Source organism: Leucobacter manosquensis (assembly GCF_018304845.1).
GTDB classification, from domain to species: domain Bacteria; phylum Actinomycetota; class Actinomycetes; order Actinomycetales; family Microbacteriaceae; genus Leucobacter; species Leucobacter alluvii.
The window spans coordinates 2,629,592-2,653,644 of sequence record NZ_JAFEVO010000001.1 but is presented as its reverse complement, the minus strand read 5'-3'; the positions used below and the strand labels follow the sequence as shown (position 1 = coordinate 2,653,644).

The 24,053-nt window shown below is 65.9% G+C and carries 23 protein-coding genes and 2 tRNA genes; 10 read left to right on the top strand and 15 right to left on the bottom strand.

Annotated features, from left to right (window positions below):
* Position 1 precedes the first annotated feature (1 nt).
* The 3 genes from JSQ98_RS12395 to JSQ98_RS12385 all read right to left on the bottom strand — a co-directional run bounded on the left by JSQ98_RS12395 (position 2) and on the right by JSQ98_RS12385 (position 2,445).
* A complete protein-coding gene (locus JSQ98_RS12395) occupies positions 2 to 202 on the bottom strand; it encodes a CDGSH iron-sulfur domain-containing protein (RefSeq protein WP_090146401.1) in 201 nt (66 codons plus the stop codon).
* Complete coding sequence (locus JSQ98_RS12390) at positions 199 to 1,242, bottom strand: iron-containing redox enzyme family protein (RefSeq protein ID WP_211649959.1); 1,044 nt, start codon at positions 1,240 to 1,242, stop codon at positions 199 to 201. The genes JSQ98_RS12395 and JSQ98_RS12390 overlap by 4 nt, the downstream gene beginning before the upstream one ends.
* 120 nt (positions 1,243 to 1,362) lie before the next feature.
* The gene (locus JSQ98_RS12385) at positions 1,363 to 2,445 is read right to left on the bottom strand and encodes a YihY/virulence factor BrkB family protein (protein ID WP_211649958.1); all 1,083 of its coding nucleotides are present in this window, start codon (positions 2,443 to 2,445) and stop codon (positions 1,363 to 1,365) included.
* A gap of 192 nt (positions 2,446 to 2,637) precedes the next feature.
* On the opposite strand from JSQ98_RS12385, the gene JSQ98_RS12380 reads away from it, so the two are divergent.
* Positions 2,638 to 4,344 carry a long-chain-fatty-acid--CoA ligase gene (locus JSQ98_RS12380; protein ID WP_211649957.1) on the top strand — a complete coding sequence of 569 codons (1,707 nt, stop codon included), beginning with the start codon at positions 2,638 to 2,640 and terminating at the stop codon, positions 4,342 to 4,344.
* A gap of 69 nt (positions 4,345 to 4,413) precedes the next feature.
* Here JSQ98_RS12380 and JSQ98_RS12375 read toward each other — a convergent pair.
* Positions 4,414 to 4,501, bottom strand: a tRNA-Ser gene (locus tag JSQ98_RS12375).
* A 280-nt stretch (positions 4,502 to 4,781) separates the two neighbouring features.
* On the opposite strand from JSQ98_RS12375, the gene JSQ98_RS12370 reads away from it, so the two are divergent.
* Complete coding sequence (locus tag JSQ98_RS12370; protein ID WP_336662708.1) at positions 4,782 to 5,378, top strand: CHAP domain-containing protein; 597 nt, start codon at positions 4,782 to 4,784, stop codon at positions 5,376 to 5,378.
* 55 nt (positions 5,379 to 5,433) lie between these two features.
* On the opposite strand, the gene JSQ98_RS12365 is transcribed toward JSQ98_RS12370, so the two are convergent.
* The 9 genes from JSQ98_RS12365 to JSQ98_RS12325 all read right to left on the bottom strand — a co-directional run bounded on the left by JSQ98_RS12365 (position 5,434) and on the right by JSQ98_RS12325 (position 14,948).
* Positions 5,434 to 6,654, bottom strand: coding sequence for a glycosyltransferase (locus JSQ98_RS12365; protein WP_211649956.1), 1,221 nt, complete (start codon positions 6,652 to 6,654; stop codon positions 5,434 to 5,436).
* Positions 6,655 to 6,656: 2 nt separating this feature from the next.
* Positions 6,657 to 7,844 (bottom strand): glycosyltransferase, encoded by a 1,188-nt coding sequence (locus JSQ98_RS12360; RefSeq protein ID WP_090146392.1) that lies wholly within the window; start codon positions 7,842 to 7,844, stop codon positions 6,657 to 6,659.
* A gap of 94 nt (positions 7,845 to 7,938) precedes the next feature.
* Positions 7,939 to 9,237 carry an MFS transporter gene (locus JSQ98_RS12355; protein WP_211649955.1) on the bottom strand — a complete coding sequence of 433 codons (1,299 nt, stop codon included), beginning with the start codon at positions 9,235 to 9,237 and terminating at the stop codon, positions 7,939 to 7,941.
* Positions 9,238 to 9,336: 99 nt separating this feature from the next.
* Entirely contained in the window at positions 9,337 to 10,512 is a 1,176-nt protein-coding gene (locus tag JSQ98_RS12350; protein ID WP_346728790.1) for a class I SAM-dependent methyltransferase, read from the bottom strand.
* On the bottom strand, positions 10,509 to 10,931 hold the full coding sequence (locus JSQ98_RS12345; RefSeq protein WP_211649953.1) for a heat shock protein transcriptional repressor HspR: 423 nt from the start codon (positions 10,929 to 10,931) through the stop codon (positions 10,509 to 10,511). Before JSQ98_RS12345 ends, JSQ98_RS12350 begins: the two co-directional genes overlap by 4 nt.
* An 87-nt stretch (positions 10,932 to 11,018) precedes the next feature.
* Positions 11,019 to 11,972, bottom strand: a complete 954-nt coding sequence (locus JSQ98_RS12340; RefSeq protein ID WP_090146386.1) for a DnaJ C-terminal domain-containing protein — start codon at positions 11,970 to 11,972, stop codon at positions 11,019 to 11,021.
* Complete coding sequence (locus JSQ98_RS12335) at positions 11,965 to 12,576, bottom strand: nucleotide exchange factor GrpE (RefSeq protein ID WP_211649952.1); 612 nt, start codon at positions 12,574 to 12,576, stop codon at positions 11,965 to 11,967. Before JSQ98_RS12335 ends, JSQ98_RS12340 begins: the two co-directional genes overlap by 8 nt.
* Before the next feature lie 2 nt (positions 12,577 to 12,578).
* On the bottom strand, positions 12,579 to 14,429 hold the full coding sequence (dnaK, locus tag JSQ98_RS12330) for a molecular chaperone DnaK (protein ID WP_200330334.1): 1,851 nt from the start codon (positions 14,427 to 14,429) through the stop codon (positions 12,579 to 12,581).
* A 204-nt stretch (positions 14,430 to 14,633) separates the two neighbouring features.
* On the bottom strand, positions 14,634 to 14,948 hold the full coding sequence (locus tag JSQ98_RS12325) for a Dabb family protein (RefSeq protein WP_211649951.1): 315 nt from the start codon (positions 14,946 to 14,948) through the stop codon (positions 14,634 to 14,636).
* Positions 14,949 to 15,100: 152 nt separating this feature from the next.
* On the opposite strand from JSQ98_RS12325, the gene JSQ98_RS12320 reads away from it, so the two are divergent.
* Positions 15,101 to 16,420, top strand: coding sequence for an MFS transporter (locus JSQ98_RS12320; protein WP_211649949.1), 1,320 nt, complete (start codon positions 15,101 to 15,103; stop codon positions 16,418 to 16,420).
* Positions 16,421 to 16,458: 38 nt separating this feature from the next.
* A complete protein-coding gene (locus JSQ98_RS12315) occupies positions 16,459 to 17,733 on the top strand; it encodes an AAA family ATPase (protein ID WP_090146376.1) in 1,275 nt (424 codons plus the stop codon).
* Between the two features lie 83 nt (positions 17,734 to 17,816).
* On the opposite strand, the gene JSQ98_RS12310 is transcribed toward JSQ98_RS12315, so the two are convergent.
* The gene (locus JSQ98_RS12310) at positions 17,817 to 18,830 is read right to left on the bottom strand and encodes a biliverdin-producing heme oxygenase (RefSeq protein WP_346058636.1); all 1,014 of its coding nucleotides are present in this window, start codon (positions 18,828 to 18,830) and stop codon (positions 17,817 to 17,819) included.
* A 215-nt stretch (positions 18,831 to 19,045) separates the two neighbouring features.
* Here JSQ98_RS12310 and JSQ98_RS12305 point away from each other — a divergent pair, with 215 nt between their 5' ends.
* From JSQ98_RS12305 to JSQ98_RS12280, 6 genes are all read left to right on the top strand, one after another.
* Positions 19,046 to 20,206 carry a serine hydrolase domain-containing protein gene (locus JSQ98_RS12305; RefSeq protein WP_346728789.1) on the top strand — a complete coding sequence of 387 codons (1,161 nt, stop codon included), beginning with the start codon at positions 19,046 to 19,048 and terminating at the stop codon, positions 20,204 to 20,206.
* A gap of 674 nt (positions 20,207 to 20,880) precedes the next feature.
* A tRNA-Gly gene (locus JSQ98_RS12300) sits at positions 20,881 to 20,951 on the top strand.
* A 771-nt stretch (positions 20,952 to 21,722) separates the two neighbouring features.
* Positions 21,723 to 22,343 carry a hypothetical protein gene (locus JSQ98_RS12295; protein ID WP_211649946.1) on the top strand — a complete coding sequence of 207 codons (621 nt, stop codon included), beginning with the start codon at positions 21,723 to 21,725 and terminating at the stop codon, positions 22,341 to 22,343.
* Between the two features lie 14 nt (positions 22,344 to 22,357).
* On the top strand, positions 22,358 to 22,672 hold the full coding sequence (locus tag JSQ98_RS12290) for a hypothetical protein (protein WP_211649944.1): 315 nt from the start codon (positions 22,358 to 22,360) through the stop codon (positions 22,670 to 22,672).
* A gap of 326 nt (positions 22,673 to 22,998) precedes the next feature.
* Complete coding sequence (locus JSQ98_RS12285; protein ID WP_211649943.1) at positions 22,999 to 23,193, top strand: hypothetical protein; 195 nt, start codon at positions 22,999 to 23,001, stop codon at positions 23,191 to 23,193.
* A gap of 45 nt (positions 23,194 to 23,238) precedes the next feature.
* The gene (locus JSQ98_RS12280; RefSeq protein WP_211649942.1) at positions 23,239 to 23,655 is read left to right on the top strand and encodes a hypothetical protein; all 417 of its coding nucleotides are present in this window, start codon (positions 23,239 to 23,241) and stop codon (positions 23,653 to 23,655) included.
* A gap of 67 nt (positions 23,656 to 23,722) precedes the next feature.
* On the opposite strand, the gene JSQ98_RS12275 is transcribed toward JSQ98_RS12280, so the two are convergent.
* Positions 23,723 to 23,995, bottom strand: a complete 273-nt coding sequence (locus tag JSQ98_RS12275) for a hypothetical protein (RefSeq protein WP_211649941.1) — start codon at positions 23,993 to 23,995, stop codon at positions 23,723 to 23,725.
* Between the last annotated feature and the right edge of the window lie 58 nt (positions 23,996 to 24,053).

Below are 24,053 nucleotides of genomic sequence, written 5' to 3'. Positions count from 1 at the left end.
ATTAGTCGTCCGTGCGGAATCCGGAGAGCCGGTGGGTCCCATCGCAGAACGGTTTGATCGTCGAGAGGCCGCACCTGCAGAGCGCGATGGTTCGTCGCTTCTGCGGAATCGGCGCTCCGTCCGACGTCCGCAGGTTGATCGCCCCGCGCACGATCAGCGGACCGTCGGGGTAGGGAGTGATCGACGGTTCCTCGGGAGTCATGCGGCCGTCGCCTCTCGGAGCGACGAACGCCCCTCAGTCCACGCGGCGAGCATGTGCTCTCCCATCCAACCGTCGACGGTGAGACACGCCACCGCTCCGAACATGATGTCCGGCAGGAGCTCGGGTCGATCCTCGGCGAGCGCGCCGGCCATGTCGCGCCCGGCGATCTGCTCGTGCACCGCGTCGGCTTCGACGTGCTCGTCGAAGTAGTCAGTCACTTCCTCGCCGTATCCGAGGCGCCGGAATCCGTCGCCGTACAGCCGATTCGGGATGGCGGAGGTCATTTCGAACGCGGCGAGGTGCCCGACGATCGCCCCGACCAGCCTGCGGTTGAGCCCGAACATAGACATCATGTTGTGCGAGGCGAAGGTGATGGCGGGAACGACGTCGACGTATCGCCCGTAGGCGTCGTCGAGCCCCGCCTCGCGCATCGTCTTCGCATAGATCGTGGCGTGGACTCGGTCCGGCCGGCCGCTCCCGTACTCGTCCGCCTGAATCTCGACGAGCGCCGCCTTCGCTCCCCCGCGCAGGCGCGGAATCGCCCAGGAATGCGGATCGGCTTCGCGGAGCGTGTAGATCGACTTCTGCATCAGGAACTCTTCGGCCTGCTCCTGCGTCGCCCGTTTGGCGAAGTACCGCGACAGGCTGGGCCCGGCGTCTGCCGACGTCAGATCGAAGAGAGCCTTCGCGACGGCTCGCGCCTGCGGGGTCGGAATCTCGGGAAGCGAGATGCGTGCGCGCAGCTCCGATTCGAATGCCGCCTCCAGCACCGCTCGCGCCTCGATGAGCGCGGTGTCCCACTCGCAGTCGGCGGAGATGCCGTCGATGGACCCGTAGTGGCAGGCGTAGAGCAGGAAGAGCGCGAGCTGAATGTCATCATCGTGCGTGATGTCCGCACTCTCCTCGACCGCGCGCCGCGCCGCCTCCGGAGCACCTGCGGTCGCCTCCGCCCCGGCGAGGCTGCGGAGCAGCGATTCGCTCAGCGGCCCCCGCGCGTGAAATGCGAGCAGTGCGGATGATGTGTCGACGGTGGCGGACATGGCTCTCCTATCTCAAGTCTTCTCAGCTTGGCCGAGCGAGAGGTGCACGAACAGGGCTTGGCGCCGTGCCAGTGCGTGCGCTATGCGCTGCCGCGACCGGCCCTCCGCCCGCGGTGCCCGTCAGCTCTCGTTGCGCTCGCGGATCTCCCGCCCTTCGTAGATGTCCTTCTGCTCCTTCTTCGCGGCCTTGTCGCTCTTGCGGGTATCCCGCGGAGGGAGTTGGATGCGTTCTTCCGCGGGCATGCCGGCCTGCAGTTCACGGCCGCGCTCCAGTTCGGCGTCGAATTCGGCTCCGAAGAGAATGGCGTTGTTCGCGATCCAGAGCCACAGGAGGAAGATGATGACGCCCGCGAGCGAACCGTAGGTCTTGTCGTAGTTGGAGAAGTTCGCGACGTAGAAGCCGAACGCGGCAGTCGCGATCGCGAGGAGGATGAGCGCGAGGAAGGCTCCCATGCTCATCCAGCGGAACTTGGGCTGCTTGGCGTTCGGAGTGGCGTAGTAGAGGATCGCCAGGATCAGCGCGAACACCACGGCGAGCACGGGCCACTTCGCGATCGACCACACCATCGTCGCAGTCTCGCCGATGCCGAGCGCCGAGCCGACCGCGTCGGCGACCGGCCCCGAGACCACGAGCATGACCGCTGCGATCACGATGAGCACGAGCGAGATGATCGTGACGAGCAGCTGGGCCGGCTTGAGCTTCCAGAACGGTCGTCCCTCCTCGATTTCGTAGATCCGGTTCATCGCACGGCTGAAAGCCGTCACGTAGCCGGAAGCCGACCAGATGGCGACGACGAGGCCGCTCACCAGGGCGAAACCGGCAGCTGGCGAAGTGGCGAACTGCTCGATGGGCCCGCGCACCACATCTGCCGTCCCCCCGGGAGCGACTTCGCCGACGATGCCCAGAATCGCATCCGTCGCGGCAGGGCCCTGCCCGAAGACGCCCAGCAGCGAGAAGATCGCGATGAGCGCGGGGAAGAGCGCGAGTACGGCGTAGTACGTGAGGCTCGCCGCGATATCGGTGCACTGGTCCGCTCCGAATTCGCGGAGTGTTTTGCGCAGAACGTACACCCATGACCGCTTCTGCAGATCCGTCGGCCCATCGGGCTTCCGCGAATCCTCCGGGTCCGGTGCTGCCTTCCTGGCGTCGGTCTGCGGGCGCCGATGCGCGCTCGCGGTGCGTGAGGTGTGATCCGTGTTCATCAGGTGCTCTTCCCGTGTCGGCTCGAAGATGCGGACGTTCCTCTCCAGTGAATGACGGCCGGCGCGCGTCGTCATCGGGGTCGCGAACTGGCGTCGGCTGCCCTATAGTGGCGCGATCTGCTCCGCACCGCTCCTTCGAGTTCGACGCGGAATATTCTGCCGGGGCGACCGGCGAGACGGCAGGATAGAACCATGGTCGCCTCCCCGTACGCTTCTTCTCGCCCCTGGCTCACCTCGTATGCGGAGGGTGTGCCCGCAGAGATCGATGAACCGGCGCAATCGCTGCCCGAGATGCTCTCGGCGAGTGTGCGAGCGTTTCCCTCCCATGTCGCACTCGAGTTCTTCGGTGCTCCGACGACCTACCGGCAATTGGGGGAACAGGTCGAACGCGCGGCTGAGGGGCTGCGGCGCATCGGCGTGACCAAGGGGGATCGCGTAGCGCTCGTGCTCCCGAACTGTCCGCAGCATGTCGTCGCGTTCTACGCCGTGCTCCGGCTCGGCGCCATCGTCGTGGAGCACAATCCGCTGTACACGGCGCGCGAGCTGCGTCACCAGTTCGAGGATCACGGCGCCCGGTTCGCCATCGTCTGGGACAAGGTCGTGGACACCGTCGCCGGGTTCCCGTCGGATCTCAAGCTCGAACGCATCGTGAGCGTTGACCTGACCGCCGCCATGCCCCGCGCGCAGCGTCTCCTCCTGCGGCTGCCGATTCCGGCGGCGCGCGCATCGCGGGCGAAACTGACGGCCGCGCCGCGGGCGAAGGATCTCATCTCGTGGAAATCGCTGCTCGACCACCGACGGCTCTCCAAGCGCGTCTCGGGTCCTGCGCTGCGGGATACGGCGCTCCTGCAGTACACGAGCGGCACCACCGGGACCCCGAAGGGTGCGATTCTCACGCACGCGAACCTCATGGCCAACGCGATGCAGGGCCGGGCGTGGGTGCCGGGGCTCGTCGCAGGGTCCGAGACGTTCTACGGAGTGCTGCCGCTCTTCCACGCCTACGGGATGACGCTGTGCCTGACCTTCGCGATGAGCATCGGGGCCAAACTCGTCCTGTTCCCGACCTTCAGCGTCGACCTCGTGACGAAGGCGGCGCGCAAGAGCGCCCCCACGTTCCTGCCAGCGGTTCCTCCGATCTACGATCAGCTCGCGCGTGCGGCGTCTCGCGGAACCGTCGATCTCTCCAGCGTGCGCTTCGCCATCTCCGGCGCCATGAGCCTGCCAGTCGCGACGGTCGAGCGATGGGAAGACGCGACGGGCGGCCTGCTCGTCGAGGGCTACGGGATGACGGAGAGCTCGCCGGTCGCACTCGGCAATCCGATCGGCAAGACCCGGCGTCCTGGAACGGTCGGCGTGCCGTTTCCCAGCACCGAGATCCGCGTCGTCGACCCGGAGGATCCCCTGACCGACCTTCCCTTGGGCGAAGCCGGAGAACTGCTCATCCGCGGCCCCCAGGTCTTCCAGGGGTACTGGGGTCGCCCGATCGAGACTGCGGAGGCCCTGCTGCCCGACGGGTGGCTCAGAACGGGTGACATCGCCGAGGTTTCTGACGACGGGTTCGTGACGATCGTCGATCGACTCAAAGAGATCATCATCACGGGGGGATTCAACGTCTCGCCGAGCGAGGTGGAGAGCGCCATCGCGGCGCACCCGGACGTGGTCGCGGCTGCCGTCGTGGGGCTGCCGAGGCCCGATGGCGGCGAGGAGGTCGCCGCCGCCGTGGTGCTCCGAGACGGTGCGGAGCTGGAACCGGCGGCCCTGCGGGACTTCTGCCGCACGCGCCTCACCCCGTACAAGGTGCCGAGACGCTTCTTCCATGTCGAAGACCTCCCCCGCTCGCTCATCGGCAAGGTGCTGCGCCGAAGCGTGCGAGAGCAGCTGCTCGCCAGCTCAGAGTGAGCTCGGCGCGGCTCTCCCCCACCAGGCCGGCAGACGCGACAGGGCCCGCCGCAATGCGACGGGCCCTGATGGCGGAGGATGGGGGATTTGAACCCCCGAGGGCGTGAACCCAACACGCGTTCCAGGCGTGCGCCATAGGCCGCTAGGCGAATCCTCCTCACTGGCCGAAGCCAGCGCGCACCAGTCTAGCGGGTTCTTGTCAGCACGCCGAACCGGGGGCGCCGTCGACCGCGTCGGAGACCTCACAGACGCCTGTTCGTCGCCCGAAAGAAACCTGAAGATGTACGAGACCTGACTACTGAACTTGAAAGTAACGGAACGGTAACGCATACTAGGTGAGGCGCACGGGCCACCGCCCGGCGCTTTTTGTTGGAAAGTCCGGAGTTTATCGCGTGAATGTTTCTGCCAAGGCGTTCGTAGTCGGCCTGGTTTCCTCAGTGACCTTTGCCGTCGGCGCAGCACCAGCGGCGGCCGATGTGCCGCTCGAGGATTTCTCCTCACCGGCCGCAGCCGTACAGCCCGTCACCACCGTCGCCCAGCAGCTCGACACCACTGAAGACGCCCTCGCCGGCGCTTCCATCGAGTCGGTACTGCAGGTCGAAGAAGAGATCGCGACGGTTCCGCACGGTTACGACGTCGAAGCGGCGATCGAGCTCGCGAAGAGCGAGATCGGCACCAGCCGCCCCACCGGGTGGAACGCTCCGGGCGAGTGCATCATGTCTGCGCAGCGCTGGGTCAAGGCAGGCAACGGCGCCTGGAACGGAAGCGGCGATCCCGTGGCGAACTACACGGGCGCGACTCGCGTGTCGCTCGCCGATGCCGAAGCTGGCGACATCATCCAGTACGAGTACACCGCTTCCCCCACGTCGTGGGTGACCGGCGTCCACACGGTGCTCATCACCGAGGTCAACGACGACGGCACCTTCACGATCATCCAGTCGAACAGCCCCGGCGGCTCCGGCCTGGTCACCGAGGAGCAGGACTGGACCCCGGCGCCGCCGGAGGGCTTCACCGCCGCCGTCTGGCGCTTCTAGCCCCGTCGCGCGCACGCGCGGCTCCGGCAGCTTCACGCACTCCCCATCGCGCCCCTCAGGCGCTGCGAGCGGCGCTGAGCACCGACTCGTACACGGCGAGCATCTCGCCGCTGCGCGCCGACTGCAGAAAACGCGTCGCCGCTGACGCATCCACCCGTCGCACTCCCGGAGCAGCCGCCAATTCCGCGGCGGCCTCCCGCAGTGCACGCGCGAGGGCTGCGACGCTTCCGTCGGCCACCACCCACTTCTGGTCGACGTCGACGTCGTCGGCGATCTCCGCGTCGGAGAAGATGGTCGGCGTTCCGAGCGCTGCCGCTTCGAACGGCGTGAGGCCCTGCGTCTCGAACCCGATCGACGTCTGCACCAGGGCGTCGGCATCCCGCAGCGCCGCGAGCGCAGCGGGATAGGGCACCGGCCCGGGGATGGTCACCCGGTCGGCGAGCCCGAGCGCAGCGATGCGCTCTTCGACGCGCGGCAGCAGCAGCCCGGCTCCGTGCAGGGCGATGTCGGCGTCGATTCCCGACAGCGCGATCGCATCGATGAACTCGAGTACGCGCTTCTCGTGGCTCATGCGCCCGAGCCACACGAGCTTCGGGCGAGTTCGTTCCGAGCGCGGCACCTCCCGAGCAGCGGCGACCGCTTCGTCGTCCACCCCGTTCGGCGTGACGAGCACGGTGGAGCTCACCCCGTGCCGTCGCAGCGCCTCGGCGAAGTGCTGCGACGGTGCGGTGACGGTGTCGGCGTCGGCTGCGAGCTCGGCCAGGTACCTCCACGCGCCGCGCGAAGCAGGATCGACGCCCCCGCGCGGGCGGCCGAGAACGAGCCGCCGCCACGCGCGCAGCCCCGCGAACGCGAGCGGCGCGAGCGGCGTCACGGCGCGCGTGCCCTCATCGACGTGATTGTGCATCGTGTGCACGATCGGCACCCGGAGACCTCGTGCCGCACGGACGCCGTTCATCGCTCCCCAGAAGTCGCCCTGCACGTGCACCAGGTCGACGGGCGGCCTGGCCGCGAGCGCGTTCGCGAGCCTCCGATCAGCACCCCTCCCCGGCCAGGTGAGGCTGTACTCGCGATCGCGCGTGATCGGTCGAGAGGGGAGGTCGATGTACGCGTCGCGATCCGGCTCCGCCGTCGAGTAGCCGAGTCGGTGCAGTGCGGGTGCCGCGACCGTGACACGATGCCCGAGGCGTTCGAGAGCGCGTCGCTGCATGCGGATCGCCACCTGCACACCGCCGAGCGATTCGGGGTGCTGATCGGTGACGATGAGGATGTGCACGGTCAGCGGGAGTCGGCTTCGCCGCGGTAGAGCTCCTCGAACGTGTCGAGGGTGCGATCGATGTCGTGCACGGTGACCGCTTCGAGCGACGCGCGCTGCATGCGCAGGTACTCCTCTGGTGTCTGCTGCAGCACGCGGGTGATGCGGCTCGCGAGCTCGCGGTCGTTGCCCGGTTGGAAGAGAAAGCCGTTCTCCCCGTCGTGCACGAGGTGCGGCAGCGCCATCGCGTTCGCGGCGACGATGGGGAGACCCGAGGCCATGGCCTCCATCGTCGCGATCGACTGCAGCTCGGCGATCGATGCGATGGTGAAGACGCTCGCACTGGTGAGGTGCGCGCGCAGTTCGGCGTCGGTGACCCGACCGGTGAATTCGACACGATCGGAGATGCCGAGTTCTTCGGCGAGCTTCTCGAGATTCTTGCGCTGGTCGCCGTCGCCGACGACGGTGAAGTGCACGTCGAGTGATTCGTCGAGGCGCGGGATCGCGCGGAGAATCACGTCGATCTCCTTCTCGAGCGTGACGCGACCGACGAAGACGAGCTTGTTCGCGGTGCGGGGCTCGAGATCCGCGGTGTAATCGGAGGCGCGAAGCCCGCAGCTCACCGGTCGCACGCCGCGGCGGTGGGTATTGCGCTCGAGGAAGTCCGCCGCCCGACGGGTGGGCGTGGTGACGGCGGCGGCGAGCCGGAGCACGCGGTCAGCGGCGTTCCAGCCCCAGCGCACGAAGACGCGCTTCGCCTTCTCGGGCAGCAGCGTGAAGTCGAGCACGTTCTCCGGCATGACGTGGTTCGTGGCGACGATTCGGATGCCCCGCTTCGCGCCCTCGATGGCGAGCGCCCGGCCGATGACGATGTGCGACTGGATGTGGATGACGTCGGGTCGCACCCGGTCGAGCAGCTTTCGCGCGTATCCGCGCGCCCTCCAGGGCAGCACGAACCGCAGCCAGTCGTGCGGGTACCAGCGCCAACTCGCCCACCGGTGCACGGTCATGCGCTCGCCTTCGATGGTCTCGACGTAGCTGCCGTGCTGGCTGTGGCGCTTCGCGGGTGCGACGACGTGGACGTCGTGGCCGCGCTGCACGAGCCCGGCTGAGAGGCGTTCGGCGAACCGAGCGGCGCCGTTCACATCTGGAGAGAAGGTGTCGCAGCCCTGCAGAATACGCAGGGGAGCCTGGCGATCGGTGGTGCTCACGGTGCGCGGGAGTCCTTCGGTCGGAGATGGGTGCGGATTCGCGCGGACGACGCACGACGCTGCACCAGTCTACAAACCGCGGCTTGGAACCACTTCAGTCGGCGGATCGCGGCGGGCGCCGACCGACGTGCGGCAGATACCGCGGAATCCATCGCCCGAATCCGACGGCGCCGGCGACCGCGAGCAGCCCGGCGGCGACACTCGCGACGGGCAGCGATACTGCGGCGAGCCCGGAGACGGCGAGGGGCGCGACAGCGCCGCCGAAGTCGGTCAACGTGCGCCATGCCGCGAGAAACGGCGCCGGATGGTCGGCGGGCGCGAGGTCAGCGCCCAGCGTCATGTTGATGCCGCTCGACAGGCCGTTTCCGAGACCGACCACGATCGCGATCACGAGCAGCCAGACGCCGGCTCCCGGCAGGTCGTGCGTGCCCGCGAGCACGAGGAACCCGATCGCCATCACGACCATCGCAGGGAGGCTGGCCCACAGGCGGCCGAAGCGATCCATGATCTGGCCGCTCGTGTAGAAGAAGAGGAAGTCGACGGTGCCTGAGATGCCGACGACCAGCGCGACCTGCGTCGCGTCGAGTCCGATCGACACTCCCCAGAGCGGGAGCAGCACGTCTTTGATCGACCGCATGCCGGAGAGGATCGCGGAGGCGCCTCCGATGCGCAGGAGCGCCGCCCCGCCGTCGCGCACCGCCCCGAGCACCCCCGGGCGGGATTCACTGGGGACGGTGCGCGACGCGGTGCGCGACACTGTGCTGCGCGCGCTTCCATCGGCGCTGGCGTCGGGCGCTGCGCGTTCGGGATCAGGCGCTGCGCGTTCGGGATCGGGCGCCCAGGCGACGAGCGCTGCGGCGAGCACCAGGCACGCGGCGAACGCCCAGACCGGGGCCTCCGGATCGCCGGTCGCGGCGATCATGGCCGCGGCGAGGAACGGGCCGATGAACCGCCCGAGCCGGTTCGTTCCGCCGAGCAGCGACAGGGCCCGAGCCCGGAAGTGCAGCGGAACGCGCGTCGTCATGAACGCGTGCCGCGCGAGCCCGAACGAGGCGGCGGCGAACCCGATGACGAGCACGGCTGCGCCGAGCAGCGCTGGAGTCGGGGCGAAGGCGACCCCGAGGCAGCCGAGCAGGGCGACGGCGGCGGCGAGCAGCATCGCCGCGCGTTCACCGGCTCGTGAGACCACCCAGCTCGCCGGAAGGTTGCCGAGCACCTGCCCGACGACGGCCGCGGAGGCGATCACCCCGGCGAGCGCGATGCTCGCGCCCATCTCGACCGCGATGACGGCGACGAGCGGCAGAATCGCGTACTCGCCCAATGAGAAGAGCACCGACGGCCCGTAGATGCTCGGGGCCAGCCGCCAGAGGAACGCCGGAGCCGAATTCGTCATATCGGTTCCACAGTACTCTCAGCACCGCGCGCCGCCGGCCTCACGCGGCGCCGCAATCCGGCGTCCTCCGCGCGCAGCGCCGCGTCGGCCTCGTCCCGGTCAGGGTTCGCGCGTCGCCGACAGCACGGTGAAGACGGCATTGCGCGCGAGCTGCCGCGTCGGCCCCACCTCTCGCTCGACGAGCGGTCGGTACCCGAGATGCGAGTTGAAGACGAGCCGCAGTTCCCCGCCTGGCGCGAGCGCACGGCGGCACGCGCGGATGAGGCGATGACCGACTCCGGCGTGCACCGTCGCGCCGGTGTGGAACGGCGGGTTGAGCACGATCAGGTCCGCCCACGCATCGGGCACCGCCTCGAGCGCGTCGGAACGCTCGACGGCGATGCGATCCGCCACCCCCGCCGCCTGGGCCGTGAGGCGGGTGGCCGCGACGGCCGCCGTGGACTGATCGGTTGCCAGCACGCGCGCCTCGGGGAAGCGGCGCGCGGCCGACACGGCGAGCACACCGTTGCCGCATCCCAGATCGACGATCGTGGCGGGTTGCCGCTGCGTGTCGGCGAGCGTGGTGAGGAGCAGCCTGCTGCCGTGGTCGAGCACCGGGCCGCCGAATGTCGCGCCGAAGGCCGCGAGCGAGAAGTCGAGCGCTGGATCGGTGCCCCACCTCGGGAACGCGCTCTCCATCGTCGCCGGCACTCGGGGCCCTGCCGTGCGGAGCACGCGCGACTTGCGCCAGCCGAGACCTGCCGAGACCTCCGAGAAATCGCGAGCGAGCACGTCATTCATCGCGCGCGTCATGTGCTTCACCCGACCGCCGGCGAAGACGCGCACCTCCGGGTCCGCCCAGCGCGCGATCGCGCGAGACACCTCGGCGAGCGCGTCGAGGCCGCGCGGCAGTTGCACGAGCACGACCCGTGCGCCCGTCAGCGCAGCGGCATCGAGCCCGTGGTTCGTGTACCGGCCTGCCAACTGCACGCGCCGGGCGTTCTGAGCCAGGGCGCGCTCTCCGAGCAGCGGGTCCTGATGGGTCCGGATCCCCGCGACTCCGAACACGGTCGCGGCTCCGAGGGTGAGTGCGCCATGGCGGTCGCCGATGACGACGACGTCGTCGACTCCCAAGGGGACCGCGAATGGGTGGTCGGCCAAGTCGTCGGCCGCGGTGCGGAGGATGAGCTGGTCGGCGGCATCGAACGCTTGCAGCTCCGGCGCGTCGAAATCAGGTTCGCGCGTCAGCTGCGCGAACAGGGCCTCGAGTCGATCATCGGTATCGTGCGGGCTCACGGCTGCCACACGACGACCTCGGCGTTGCGCCGCATGCGCGTGCCGCGACGGAGGGTGACCACTTCTCCCCCGGCGGATCCGGCCGCGAAGACGCGGCGGTCGGGGCGCTGCAGTCGTTCCTCCGTCAGTGCGCGTTCGAGGTCGCGCACGCGCCCCTCGAGACGGCGCACCTGGTCTTCGAGCTCGAGCACGCGGCGGATGCCCTCGAGGCTGAGCCCTTCTGCGGAGAGACGCGCGACCTCTCGCAGCCTGGCCACGTCGTGCAGCGAGTACCGCCTGGTGTTCCCGCGGGTGCGCTGCGGTGAGACGAGTCCGATGCGGTCGTACTGCCGCAGGGTCTGGGGGTGCATCTCGGCGAGCTCTGCGGCCGCGGCAATGGCGAATACCGGCGTGAAACGGTCCAGTTGCGGATTCGCCATGATGCTGACCTGCTTTCGTGTGGCTCGTCGAGGAGCGCAGTGCGGGCCGCACGGCCGGCACTGCGCTCCTCGCTCAATGAGAGGAGATTATCCCTTCGCGCGAGCCAGGAGATCGGCTCGCGGGTTCTCCTGCGGTTCGACGTCGCGGAACGCTTCGAGCGCCGCCTTCGCCTCTGGCGACAGATGCGAGGGAACCACGATCTGCACCTCGGCGAGAAGGTCGCCGGTGCCCTTCGAGCTCGACACTCCGCGCCCCTTGACGCGAAGCACGCGGCCGCTCGGCGTGCCGGGCTGCACCTTGAGCTTCACCGGAGCGCCACCGAGTGTCGGCACTTCGACCGTCGCCCCCAGCGCCGCTTCGGAGAACGTCACCGGCAGCTTCACGCGGAGGTTCTGGCCGTCGCGCTCGAACACGGGGTGCTTGCGCACGCTCACGGTGAGAATGATGTCTCCCGCTGGTCCGCCCGTGGGGCTCGGTTCGCCCTTGCCGCGCACTTTGATCTTCTGACCGTCGGAGACTCCTGCAGGGATCTTCACCTTGACCGAACCGGTCGAGGCCTGCAACGTGACCGTCTTACCCTGCACCGCCGTCTCGAAGTCGAGGGTCGTCGTGGCCTGGATGTCACGCCCGGACTGCGGCCCGCGCGGTGGAGCTCCGCCGAACATGCCTCCGAAGATGTCTTCGAAGCCCTGAGGGCCGCCCGACTGGAAATGGGTGTTGCGCCCGCCTCCGCCGAACATGCCGCCGAAGACGTCCTCGAAGCCCTGGTTTCCGCCGCCACCCGCGGTGAAGCGGGCACCGCCGGCGCCCATCGCGCGGATCTGATCGTACTCGGCGCGCTGCTCGGGGTCGGAGAGCACCGAGTACGCCTCGCTGATCTCCTTGAATTTCGCCTCGGCAACCGCGTCACCCGGGTTGGAATCCGGGTGGTACTTGCGCGCGAGCTTGCGGTAAGTCTTCTTCAGCTCGGCGTCGCCGACGTCTTTCGAGACGCCGAGAAGCTGGTAGAAGTCTTTATCGAGCCAATCCTGACTAGCCATCCGCTCCCACCGCCACCGCGACCTTGGCGGGGCGCAGTTCGACCTCGCCGATGCGATATCCGCGCTCGATGACGTCGAGCACCGTGTGCTGCTCGGTGCCGGGAACCGGAACCTGTGCAATGGCCTCGTGGATCTGCGGGTCGAACACTTCACCCGTTTCACCGAAGCTCTGCACGCCGATGCGCTCGAACGTTCCGCGAATCTTCTGGGCGATCGTTGCGAACGCCGTGCCCTCTGCCAGATCGCCGTGCTTCTCAGCGCGATCCAGATCGTCGAGCACCGTCAGCATCGGGGAGACCGCCGCTGCGATCGCCCGCTGCTTCTCGACGGCCGCGTTCGACTCCGTGCGCTTTCGATAGTTGGCGTACTCGGCCGTCAGCCTCCGCAGATCATCGAGATACGGGTTGTCCGCCTCGTTCCCCGCCGCTGCCTCGTTCGCCGCGTCGACGTCCGCTGCGGCGTCGCTCTGCTCCGCTCCCAGAATGTCATCGACCGTGAGATCGGACTGGGGCGAGGAGCCGGAGTCCTGCGACTCCGGCTCCTGAGCAGGAACCTCGTCAGCGTTCGGGTCTTCCCCGGGCGTGCGCTGTTCCTCGTTCGCCATGGTTACTTCTTCTCCTCGTCGTCTTCAACAACTTCGGCGTCCACCACGTCATCGTCGTTCGACGTTGCATCGGCGCCGCCTTCAGCAGGAGACTCGGCCTGCGCGGCCGCGTAGATCGCCTCGCCGAGCTTCGTCTGGCTCTGGCCGAGCTTCTCCGAAGCGTTCTTCACTGCTTCGTCGTCGTCACCGGCGAGCGCCTGCTTCAGCGCGTCGAGATCTCCCTGCACTTCGGTCTTCACGTCCTCGGGCAGCTTGTCGTCGTTCTCGGAGATGAGCTTCTCGACCGAGTAGGCGAGCTGCTCCGCGTTGTTGCGCACCTCCGCCGCTTCGCGTCGCTGCTTGTCTTCAGCAGCGTGCTCCTCGGCTTCGCGCACCATGCGCTCGATGTCCTCCTTCGAGAGCGTCGAGCCGCCGGAGATCGTGATCGTCTGCTCCTTGCCGGTGCCCTTGTCCTTCGCGGAGACCTGCACGATGCCGTTGGCGTCGATGTCGAAGGTCACCTCGACCTGGGGCACGCCGCGCGGGGCCGGTGCGATACCGGTGAGTTCGAACGTTCCGAGGTTCTTGTTGTCGCGGGTGAACTCGCGCTCGCCCTGGAAGACCTGGATGGCGACGGAGGGCTGGTTGTCTTCCGCCGTCGTGAACGTCTCGCTGCGCTTCGTCGGGATCGCGGTGTTGCGGTCGATGAGCTTCGTCATGATGCCGCCCTTGGTCTCGATACCGAGCGAGAGCGGAGTCACGTCGATGAGCAGAACGTCCTTGCGCTCCCCCTTCAGCACGCCGGCCTGCAGTGCGGCGCCCACGGCGACGACCTCGTCCGGGTTCACGCTCTTGTTCGGCTCCTTGCCGCCGGTGAGCGACTTCACCAATTCCGTCACGGCGGGCATACGGGTCGATCCGCCGACGAGCACGACGTGCGCGATGTCGGACACCTTCACACCGGCTTCGGCGATGACGTCCTGGAACGGCTTGCGGGTGCGCTCGAGCAGATCCTTGGTGAGTTCCTCGAACTTGGCGCGGGAGAGCGTCTCATCGAGGTTCGCCGGACCGTTCTCGGTGAGCGAGAGGTACGGGAGCTGGATCTGGGTGCTCGTCGAGTTCGAGAGCTCCTTCTTGGCCTGCTCCGCCGCCTCCTTCAAACGCTGGAGCGCGATCTTGTCCTTCGCCACGTCGACACCGGTCGAAGACTTGAACTGCTGGATCAGCCACTGCACGATCCGCTGGTCCCAGTCGTCGCCGCCGAGGCGGTTGTCACCGGCCGTGGCGCGCACCTGAATCGTCGAGAAGTCGTCATCCTTGCCCACCTCGAGCAGGGACACGTCGAACGTGCCGCCCCCCAGGTCGAAGACGAGGATCAGCTCGTCCTCTTTGCCCTTGTCGAGGCCGTACGCGAGCGCCGCAGCGGTCGGCTCGTTGATGATGCGGAGCACGTTGAGCCCGGCGATCTCGCCGGCTTCCTTCGTCGCCTGACGCTCTGCGTCGTTGAAGTAGGCGGGAACGGTGATGACCGCGTCGGTCACCTTGTCGCCCAGGTAGGTCTCGGCGTCGCGCTTCAGCTTCTGCAGCGTGCGCGCGCTGATCTCCTGCGCGGTGTAGCGCTTGCCGTCGATCTCGTCGGTCTTCCAGTCGGTGCCCATGTGGCGCTTGACCGAGGAGAGCGTGCGGTCGACGTTCGTGACGGCCTGGCGCTTCGCGGTCTCGCCGACGAGCACCTCCCCGTCCTTCGTGAACGCGACGATCGAGGGCGTGGTGCGAAGGCCTTCGGCGTTCGCGATCACGGTGGGCTCGCCACCTTCGAGTACGGAGACCACCGAGTTCGTGGTGCCGAGGTCGATGCCTACTGCGCGTGACATATGTGCTCCTTCTGTCGATCGGATCGACCAGACGAAGCGCCTGGCCGGAGACTGCTCGTCACCGCCGACTCGCACGAGAGCGCGAGTGCTCACGATGTTGAGCCTGTTGGACTCAAGTTTACTCGCCGCTCAGCGAAGGTCAAGTCTGCACGTCAAAACTTGAGTCGATCCCACTCAACTCTCAGAATGAGAAGTGCGAGCGTCTCAGCGCTCGTCCGAGCTCACGTGCACGACGAAGTCGTACTCCTGGAATTCGGCGACCTCGACGGCCCACCTCGCCCGCACGAACTCGACGTGAGCCGGATGCTCGTTGTAGGCGCGGAACGCGCTCTCGTCGAGGAACACCATGGAGAACTGCCACTCCAGGCCGCTCTTCGGACTGACCTGGCGCTGCACGGTGAACCCGTTCACGCCGGGAATCTGCGCGAGATCACGCGCCGCCGACTCCAAGAACTCCGCCTCCTTGGAAGACCCCCTGGCGTGGATGAGGCGGAAAACGACGGTGTGCTGGATTGGCATTCTGGCTCCTCGGGTCAGGGAAGCTCCTGCGCCTCCGGCCCGAGCCTACGGCGGAGCGGAAGCGCGCACCAGGGAACCAACGGAAGATGACGGAGCCATGAACGGCAGCGAAGCTCCTCGCCCCGAGCCGTGACGGGGCTACGCTGAATCCCATGAGCGACCACGTGCTGCCGGCCCCCGCCGCGTCGGGCCCAGCCGCCCCCGCCTCCGTGAAGAAGCGAACCGTGTTCGCCTGGTCGCTGTGGGACTGGGGGTCGGCATCGTTCAACGCGGTCGTCACGACCTTCGTCTTCAGCGTCTACATCACGAGCGCCCCGTTCGGCCCGGAAGAGCAGGTCTCGGCCGAGCTCGGGATCGCGTTGCTCGTCGCCGGCATCGTCGTCGCGCTGTTCGCGCCGGTGATCGGGCGCCTCACCGACCAGGCGGGTCGCCGGAAGACCTGGCTCGGCATCAACACGGGCATCGTCGTCGTCTCCACCCTGCTGATGGTGCTCGTGGCCCCGGACGAGCAGTTCTTGATCTTCGGCCTCGTGCTGCTCGCGATCGGCAACGTCGCCTTCGAGTTCGCGAGCGTCAGCTACAACGCGATGCTGGGGCAGATCGCGAACAACGGCAACGTCGGCAAGATCTCGGGCCTGGGCTGGGGCATGGGGTACCTCGGCGGGATCGTACTGCTCGCCCTCATCCTCGTCGGGTTCATCTTCCCCGAGGTCGGCTGGTTCGGCGTCACCTCGGATGGCGCCTGGAACGTGCGCATCGCCATGCTCCTCGCCGCCGCGTGGTTCGCCGTCTTCGCGATCCCCGTCTTCTTCGCGGTGCCCGAGATCCCGGCGGCCGCTCACCCCGAGAGCAAGGGACGCTGGTTCCTGCGCGCATACGCCGACGTGTTCCGGAGCGTCGCCGGCCTCTGGCGCGATGCGCGGCACACCCTGCACTTCCTCATCGCGAGCGCCGTGTTCCGCGACGGGCTCGCAGGCGTCTTCACGTTCGGCGGAGTGATCGCCGCGCGGAGCTTCGGGTTCGACAACACGACCGTGATCCTCTTCGCCATCGCGGCGAACGTCGTCGCGGGGCTGGCGACGATCCTCGTCGGCTTCTTCGAGGATCAATTGGGGGCGAAGCGCGTCATGGTCTGGTCGATCGTGCTCATGGTCATCTGCGCCATGCTCGTCTTCGCGCTGCACGACTCGGGCACGTGGGTGTTCTGGATCTTCGGTCTCCTGCTCTGCATCTTCGTCGGACCGGTGCAGTCGGCGAGCCGTTCGTTCCTCGCCCGGCTCATTCCGCCGGGCCGAGAAGGAGAGATCTTCGGCCTCTACGCCACCACCGGCCGCGCGGTCTCGTTCCTGGCACCCGCGGGCTTCACCATCGCGATCGCGATCGGGGGCGCGACCATCTTCGGCATCATCGGCATCGGAGCCGTGCTGCTCATCGGGCTCCTGCTGCTGCTTCCGGTGCGCGCCCCCAGGTGAGGCGCGCAGCACGGGCCCTGGGGCAGTAGCCTGTTCGGGTGGCCCGTCCTGAACTTTCCGCCGAGCAGCTCGCCGTCTACGAACGCATCGAGCACACCCGCGAGCACCTGTTCATCACCGGCCGCGCCGGCACCGGCAAGTCGACCATCCTGAACCACCTCTCGTGGAACACGAGCAAGATCATCGCGGTATGCGCCCCCACCGGCGTGGCCGCGCTCAACGTCGGCGGGCAGACGATCCACTCGCTGCTCCGGCTGCCCACCGGCATCATCGCGGACCACGAGCTGGATCAGCCCGCTGAGCTCAAGAAGATGCTCGCCGCGATCGACACCCTCGTCATCGACGAGATCTCCATGGTGTCGGCCGACCTGATGGACGCGATCGACCGATCGCTGCGCCTCGCGCGCGGCAAGAAGCACGATCCGTTCGGCGGCGCGCAGATCATCATGTTCGGCGACCCCTACCAATTGCCGCCCGTGCCTCCGCGCGACCCCCACGAGCGCGCCTACTTCGCGGACACGTACCGCTCGCTGTGGTTCTTCGACGCCAACGTGTGGACATCGACGCCGCTCTCGACCATCGAACTGCTCGAAGTGCACCGTCAGCGCGACGACCGTTTCAAACAGATTCTCGGCGCGGTGCGCCACGGGGTCGTGACCGAGGATCAGGCGCACGAGCTGAACTCGGCGGGCGCGCGGCCAGCCCCGCGCGACGTCATCACCCTCGCCACGACGAACGCCACGGTGAATCGCCTGAACGCCCAGCGCCTCTCCGAGATCACCGGCTCATCGCTTCGCGCGGTCGCCGAGATCAACGGCGAGTTCCGCGAGAACACCTACCCCGCCGACGAGGTGCTCGAGCTGAAACCGGGAGCGCAGGTGATGTTCCTGCGGAACGACTCGGACGGGCGCTGGGTGAACGGCACGATCGGCACCGTCTCGCGCGTCGACGGGACCGTGTGGGTCGAGGTGGATCGCGAGGAGTTCGAGGTCGAACCGATGGTCTGGGAGCGGTACCGCTACCGGTACGACGCCGAGACGAAGAAACTCGAGAAAGAGGTAGTGGCTGAGTTCGAGCAGTTTCCGCTGCGCCTCGCCTGGGCGGTCACCGTGCACAAGTCGCAGGGACACACCTACGACGCAGCGGTCGTCGATCTCGGACCCAGAGCCTTCAGCGCGGGTCAGACGTATGTGGCGTTGAGCCGCGTGCGCTCACTCGACGGCCTGTACCTGCAGCGTCCGCTGCAGCCGCGCGACGTCATCGTCGACCCCAATGTCGTCCGGTTCATGCGCGGCAAAGAAGAGTCCGTCTGAGCGGAAGAACTCGCCGCAAAGACAGTACGCGTGCGGGGATCGGGCTCCGCCCGATCCCCAGAGCCTGCATCGCGTGACGGGGACTACGCCACCGCGAGCTTCGCCTGGCCCAGGTCGCGGAAAACCGCCGTATTGAATGCGTACGCCGCGCGCACCTCGTCGAGCATGCGGGCGCGCTCGGCCTCGTCGAGCTGCTCGCCGAGAACATCGAGCGCCGCCCGGTACTGATTCTTGAACTCGGCGAGATCGCCCAGCTCGGAGAAGTCGTAGAACGCGATTCCGGCGCTCGGCAGATCGTGCTGCTTCGCGACGCGCTTCGCGATGTACTGCCCGCCCGAGAGGTCGCCGAGATACCGCGTGTAGTGATGCGCGACCACGCCGGCCGCCCAGCCCTCAGCCGCGACCTCCCGCATGCGCGCCGCATACTCGAGCGTTGCAGGAACGGCGACGATCTGCTCGCGCCAGTCGGCGCCGATGAGGTGCACGAGGTCCGCCTCGAGTGCTGGCAGACGCACGAGCGACGGCGAATGGAAGCCGGCGAAGCGCGGGTCTGCGGCGACCTGATCAGCGGCAGCCTCGAGGGCTTCGTACATGAAGTAATGCTGTGCGACGAGATCGATGTAGTCCTGCAGCGACCCCTTGCCGCGCATGATGTCTTCCATGAACGTCGCCCCCTCGCTGTCGGAGTGATCCGACCACGAGCTCTCACGGATGACGACGGAGAACGGCCGGTCCTCTGGCGCTGCGGCTGGCGCGTCGACGGACGCATCAGCAGCGTCGCTCTGCGGCTGCGCGCCGTGCTCGTCGCGCGCCGGCACACCGAGCTTCGCGCACGCCGCGGTGTAGAGCGCGACGACCTCGCGCCGGATCTCCGGTCGCTCCGTGATCGGGCCACCGGGCCATTCCACCGTCAGTTCGTGCTCTCCCTCGGCATCCGTCACGAGCCATCGGCCGGAGGCGCCGGTCACGCCCACCATGGTGCTCGAGGTGGCGCCGGGGTGCCCGAAAGCACGCGCGATCAGGAGGTTGTCGGCCATATGGTCGCCGTTCATGTGCCGGGTCACGCCCGAGATCACGTCATCCGAAAAATTCGTCACCACGTCAGTCTAGTAAGGGTGGCCTCACTTCGCCCTACCCGGCGCCAAACTTCCCAGTCGCACGCAGTAGACTCCCGTGTGTTCTGTGTCCAATTCACCTTCGAGATTGGCGGTCGAATTTGATTCCGCGCTTTGCCCCTTGCACCCGCCTGCTGGCCGTCGGGGCCATCGTTGTCGCCGCACTCGGTCTCACGGCATGCACCGACGGCGATTCGGTGACCAGTTCCGCCGACGTCAACACCGTCGACCCGGCACTCGCGAGCGGCATCGATGACGCCATCGCGTCGGCCATGCAGCAGAGCGGTTCGACCGAAGCCGTCGTCGGCGTCTGGGGCAGCGATGGAAGCGAGTATCTGCGCGGGTACGGCGACAGCGGGGTCGACGGCTCCGCCAGCATCCGCGGAGCACAGGCGACCCAGCCGGTCATGTGCGCACTCATGCTCGACCTCGTCGATGAGGGAACGATCGATCTGGACGGGAAGGTGTCGGAGGACCTGACCCGCCAGTCCGGCATCGAAGACGTCACGTACCGGCAGCTCTGCGAGATGCGGTCCGGCATCGCCGACTACAAGAGCGGCTTCGCCGACATCTTCGCGAACAACCCGACGCGGCCGTGGGCCGAGCAGGAGCTGCTCGCCGAAGGCCTCTCACGGTCACCCGAATCGTGGCCGGGGCTCGACTTCCACCAGTCCGATTCAAATATGGTGCTGCTTGCACGCGCCCTGAAAGTGAAGACAGGACAAGAACTGCCCGATCTGCTCCGAGACCACGTCTTCTCCGACGTGAACATGGGATCGACGTACTTCCCCGCCCCCAATAGCACCACGATCTCCGGTGACGCGCTGCAGGGCCTCACCTACCCCTCGAGCGGCGGCAAGGCCGTCTGCGACGCCGCACCCGTTGAAGTATCAGAGGTATCCCCCTCGATGCTCGCGGGGGCGGGCGCGACGGTCACGACCGTCACCGACCTCAAGAACTTCTACGACGGGTACCTCGGCGGCACCTTCGGCGGGGAGAGTGCCGGAATCGTCACCGAGACCTTCCCGACGAAGAACCCCGAGCGCGACGAGAACGGCGAACCCACTTCGGAAGTCGCCATGGACGGCCGTTTGTGGAGCTTCGGTGTTGAGAAGGAGGGCCCGCTGTTTGGGCGGGGCGGATCGATCACCGGGACGTTGACCGCCGCGTACACCGACCCGGAGAGCGGCTTCTCCGTCGTAGTGGCGTTGAACAACTCGTCGGCGGGCATTGGGTTCGTAAAGGCACTTGCATTCCAGCTCGCGTCGCTCTCTCAGTCGCAGGGCGTGGCGCCGGAACTGACCTGGACTCTCGACCAGCAGACCGCAGCGCTTGCAAAGGCCGCCGTCTGCCAGTAGCAGCCGTGCGGAGTATTTCTGCTGCGGTGAATGAGTTGGAAGCGTCATAATCCCGACTTGAGCTAATTCATTGGCAGAACTTCAGCGTCGAAAGCCGTGACATAGGCGTCCTGAGGACGCCTATGCAGCGAGGGGACCTGCTTCGCTTTGATCAAGGAATGACGCTGCCCCGCGCCAATGATGTGTGGTCGTTGGAAACGCGAGGCAGCACTGCCAATCCTTTCACACGTCGACACGCGTGCGCTTGTCGACGTACCCGTCAGGGGTTGGCATGATCGCGAACGCAGGCTGCCCGACGGCGTTCTACACCGCATACGATCGTTCCGCGTGCTCAATCCCTGGCGGTTACTCGCGGACGATCGCGAGGACACCAGGTGGCGGGATCAACTGGCGATTGACCGCGGTCTCACCCCGGGCGTAACCCAAGCCGACAGGGACAACGGATGCCCCGTTCTCCCGTGCCTCTCAGCTCGAGAGAACGGGGCATTACCAGTGATCAAGTGAGCGGCAGTGCTGTCGTATCCTCCGGCACCGCAAGATGAAAGATCAGAGGGGCCTCGTCCTCGAAGAGACCAATCACCATCTTTGAGCGAGCAATCCAAAGTGGAGTCAAAATGGGTTCACGGGCCTTATCTGATACGGTAGACGGGTCGGAATCTTCGTGATTCCGTATCGGGGATGTAGTTCAATGGTAGAACTTCAGCTTCCCAAGCTGATAGCGCGGGTTCGATTCCCGTCATCCCCTCTGAACGGGCCCTTTCCTCCACGATTGGGCCCGTTCTTCGTTTTACTTGAGGCAAAGCGGCTATCTATTGGCTACTTTGAATCCACTCTCCAGCACCTTTTGCGATCGTCGAGCCCATCGGGTGTCTCCGAATTGGAGCAAGAATGGATCCGCCATTGGATCCTTGCGACCGTGGAGGGCGCCTCATTGCAGAATCACCGAGTGAACTCGATGGTCCGACTACCCGGTGGACGCTGCTCGAAACTCTGGTGATTCCATGACCATCCCTTCCCCGCAACCGAGCACAACTGTCCCTGCCGGCTGGTATCCGACCCAATACGACTTGGCGAGCCGGTCAGCGGCCTTCGCGAGCTCGCTCGCGTGAACGGTCACTTACGCCCCCGTGTTGCGGCGACGAGCGCAACGAGGGAGAACGCAAGTGCGGCAATTGAGAGTACGAGGGTGATGATCTCCATAAGGTTCCTCCCTTAAGAAGACTCCCCGTCCCGGTAGACCATCGGTTCACCGTGCCGATAGCCGAACGGATAGAAAGAGAAGATCACGCCGTCTGTGTAATCATGCTGAGCAGAGTCAGCGTACTTCAGTGCTTCCTCCTGAGATGCGCAGATAGCAAGGACATTGAAGTCCGGCGTGGAGTCCTCTTGGACTACCCACACTCCATCTTTATATCCGCCGTTATGCATCATCGATAGCAATTTCACTATATCCCTTTGGTCTAACCATGACGGAAAAATTGGTTAATAAACAAGTATCTCTAGCACCGCTAGATCAGTGGTGAATTCAATATTCGGTCTCGCGATGGCCGGTTTACTTGTCTCGTCGTTCGCCAGTTCGGCGTCGGCCACTTCTATCGGTGAGGAGGCGGGGTATGTCGAGACCTACGTCGGGGACGAACTCATTTCGACGACGCAAGAGAGCGATGGCTCCAAACCGGACGGGAACCTTAGCACGCGGTCGCTCCCGCCGATCTCGCATGCAGCATGCTACGTGGCGAAGAACGCGGCCTTCTCGGTTGCCAATTTTGATGTGAAGAAGTTCGGGAGTGGCCCAAACAAGGTTGATATGAGATGTGGAACTGCCAACGGTGCTGGTTACCTTCACATCGAATTCCGTCACAAGTCTCAGTGGGTCAAGAAGGGGCAGTGGCATAGTGCGTACCCTGCATCAGAGTGGGATATGTTCATGATGAAGGCTTCCCGCCAAGCCCTTGCAAAGCCGCTCAGCACCGTCGATCAGGGCAGCAATAAGTACTGCTATCAGTCGACGGTCACCCGGACGCATTACACAGCCAAGGGTCTTCAGGATCAGCGCACTTGGCCCATGAGCGTGGTGATCTCGGCGAACAACAAGATTGTCATCACTTCCTTCCCTGGAGCGAGCTGCAAAGAATGATGAAACCAACGCGAGTGACGCTGGCCAACGAGTACGGCTTCACCCTTCCTCTGACGGCTTATGACGAAGACGGGGAACTCATCGACAACTTGAAGGAGCTGTTCAGCCCTTCTCTCGACTCACGGCTTCGGGCGTGGGCCGCACGCTTCAACGATGATTACGATTACGAGTCGGGCTGGCCATCGCTGCGGGAGTGCCGAGAGGCGTATGCGGAAGGTCTTGAGCTCTGTGATTTGGTGAAAGAGGAACTGAGCGGAACCACCGTGACGTATGAGTTTTGGGAGACGCGCGTTCAGGGGAAGGACCGGTCGCTCGACGAGCTTCGGTAGGTCAGGGGGTGGAGCCGCGCTTTGAACGGAGGCATCGAATTGCACAGTGGCTCGGTGACTGCTGGCCGAACGTCGAGAAGCTGATGCTCGGCTCGGACGCGCGCCCCCACTACACACCCCGCTACGCGAACTCCTGATTTACTCACGCCCCCTCCTAGCCTCCGGGCCGGGAGGGGGTTTTTCGTGTTTTCCGGCAGAGGGAGAGCATATTAAAGGCCATTTAGGGCTGCTTTGCATTAGTCACCAGATTGCTAGGTTGAAACCATTAATAAGAAATGGAGCCAATTTTGAGAATGCCATGTCACTTCTTCGTGTGTAGCGCCATCGTGGCGGCCGCACTTCTAACGCCATCGATTGCGACGGCAACACCGCTAGTTGATCCCGATCAGTTCGTCGTGCAAGATGACTCCTTAAATGTCACCTCCGAAACACCTGCGGACGCGGACGGTGGCTCGGATGATGAAGACGACACCGAGTTCGACACGGAGTGGGTCGAGCCTTACGATCCCGCGATGGAATAAGGCGCTCTTGACGGACTGCTCACACCGGAGCCGACAACTCCGCAGTTGGATCTGCCGCCGCTGTACGCTGATGGCGGGCAGAAGGTGTACCGCTGCACTGTGAAGGTAAACAATCCGCACCCTTCTCAAGCGGAGTTGAAGAAGGGGCGTGTCAGTGTTGTCGGAAAGGCCCAAGTGTCATGCCCGAACGCGGGTAAAACACTAAAGGTATATGTGCAGGGATATCTGGCCCGCTCTACGTCCTACAACAAGAAGAACCTTCGGATCGTCGATTCCAATGCAGGGACGCTGGTGATCAAGCCGGGCAAGACAGGAACGTTGATGGTGCCACCACCTAAATCGACCGCGCACTACAAGGGCGGATACTGGTACCGCATGAGCGTTTCAGCTCGCATCGTCGGTGAGTCTCGCATTGCTCCCATCGGGGCTAAAGCAAGCGGGATGGTCTGGGTCAAGAACTAGGTTGATGAGCGAGAAGGGGGGCGAGGCCGGGGAGGCCTTGCCCCCCCAAGGTGTTATCGGCCCGTAGTTAAACGACTTGGTAGAGACACGCCGTAGCTTTTCCAGTTTCGTCATCGATATCCCAAGCCTTCACCCACGCTTGCACCTGCCTGCCGCGCCGTTCCTCATCGATCCAGGTGAGAAGCTCTCGAACATTCGCAATACCGGTGACCTCGTGTTCTGCTTCAACATTGCGATCGGGCCCAGGCAGATCGATCCCGCCGGTGAACGTGACGCGGTACGTCGGCCTCTCGTAGTAGTCGCCAATGAACTCATCACGCTCTATGTAGCGAACTTCCATTCGATCACTCACCTTCGTCAATTACAGCATCGCGAACAGAATATGCCCTGGGGAGACC

Coding starts and splice junctions, on each gene's coding strand:
- JSQ98_RS12335 (WP_211649952.1), bottom strand. CDS start 12,576: ATGGCGAACGAGGAACAGCGCACGCCCGGGGAAGACCCGAACGCTGAC.
- JSQ98_RS12395 (WP_090146401.1), bottom strand. CDS start 202: ATGACTCCCGAGGAACCGTCGATCACTCCCTACCCCGACGGTCCGCTG.
- JSQ98_RS12390 (WP_211649959.1), bottom strand. CDS start 1,242: ATGTCCGCCACCGTCGACACATCATCCGCACTGCTCGCATTTCACGCG.
- JSQ98_RS12325 (WP_211649951.1), bottom strand. CDS start 14,948: ATGCCAATCCAGCACACCGTCGTTTTCCGCCTCATCCACGCCAGGGGG.
- dnaK (WP_200330334.1), bottom strand. CDS start 14,429: ATGTCACGCGCAGTAGGCATCGACCTCGGCACCACGAACTCGGTGGTC.
- JSQ98_RS12380 (WP_211649957.1), top strand. CDS start 2,638: ATGGTCGCCTCCCCGTACGCTTCTTCTCGCCCCTGGCTCACCTCGTAT.
- JSQ98_RS12275 (WP_211649941.1), bottom strand. CDS start 23,995: ATGGAAGTTCGCTACATAGAGCGTGATGAGTTCATTGGCGACTACTAC.
- JSQ98_RS12355 (WP_211649955.1), bottom strand. CDS start 9,237: ATGACGAATTCGGCTCCGGCGTTCCTCTGGCGGCTGGCCCCGAGCATC.
- JSQ98_RS12385 (WP_211649958.1), bottom strand. CDS start 2,445: ATGAACACGGATCACACCTCACGCACCGCGAGCGCGCATCGGCGCCCG.
- JSQ98_RS12320 (WP_211649949.1), top strand. CDS start 15,101: ATGAGCGACCACGTGCTGCCGGCCCCCGCCGCGTCGGGCCCAGCCGCC.
- JSQ98_RS12340 (WP_090146386.1), bottom strand. CDS start 11,972: ATGGCTAGTCAGGATTGGCTCGATAAAGACTTCTACCAGCTTCTCGGC.
- JSQ98_RS12345 (WP_211649953.1), bottom strand. CDS start 10,931: ATGGCGAATCCGCAACTGGACCGTTTCACGCCGGTATTCGCCATTGCC.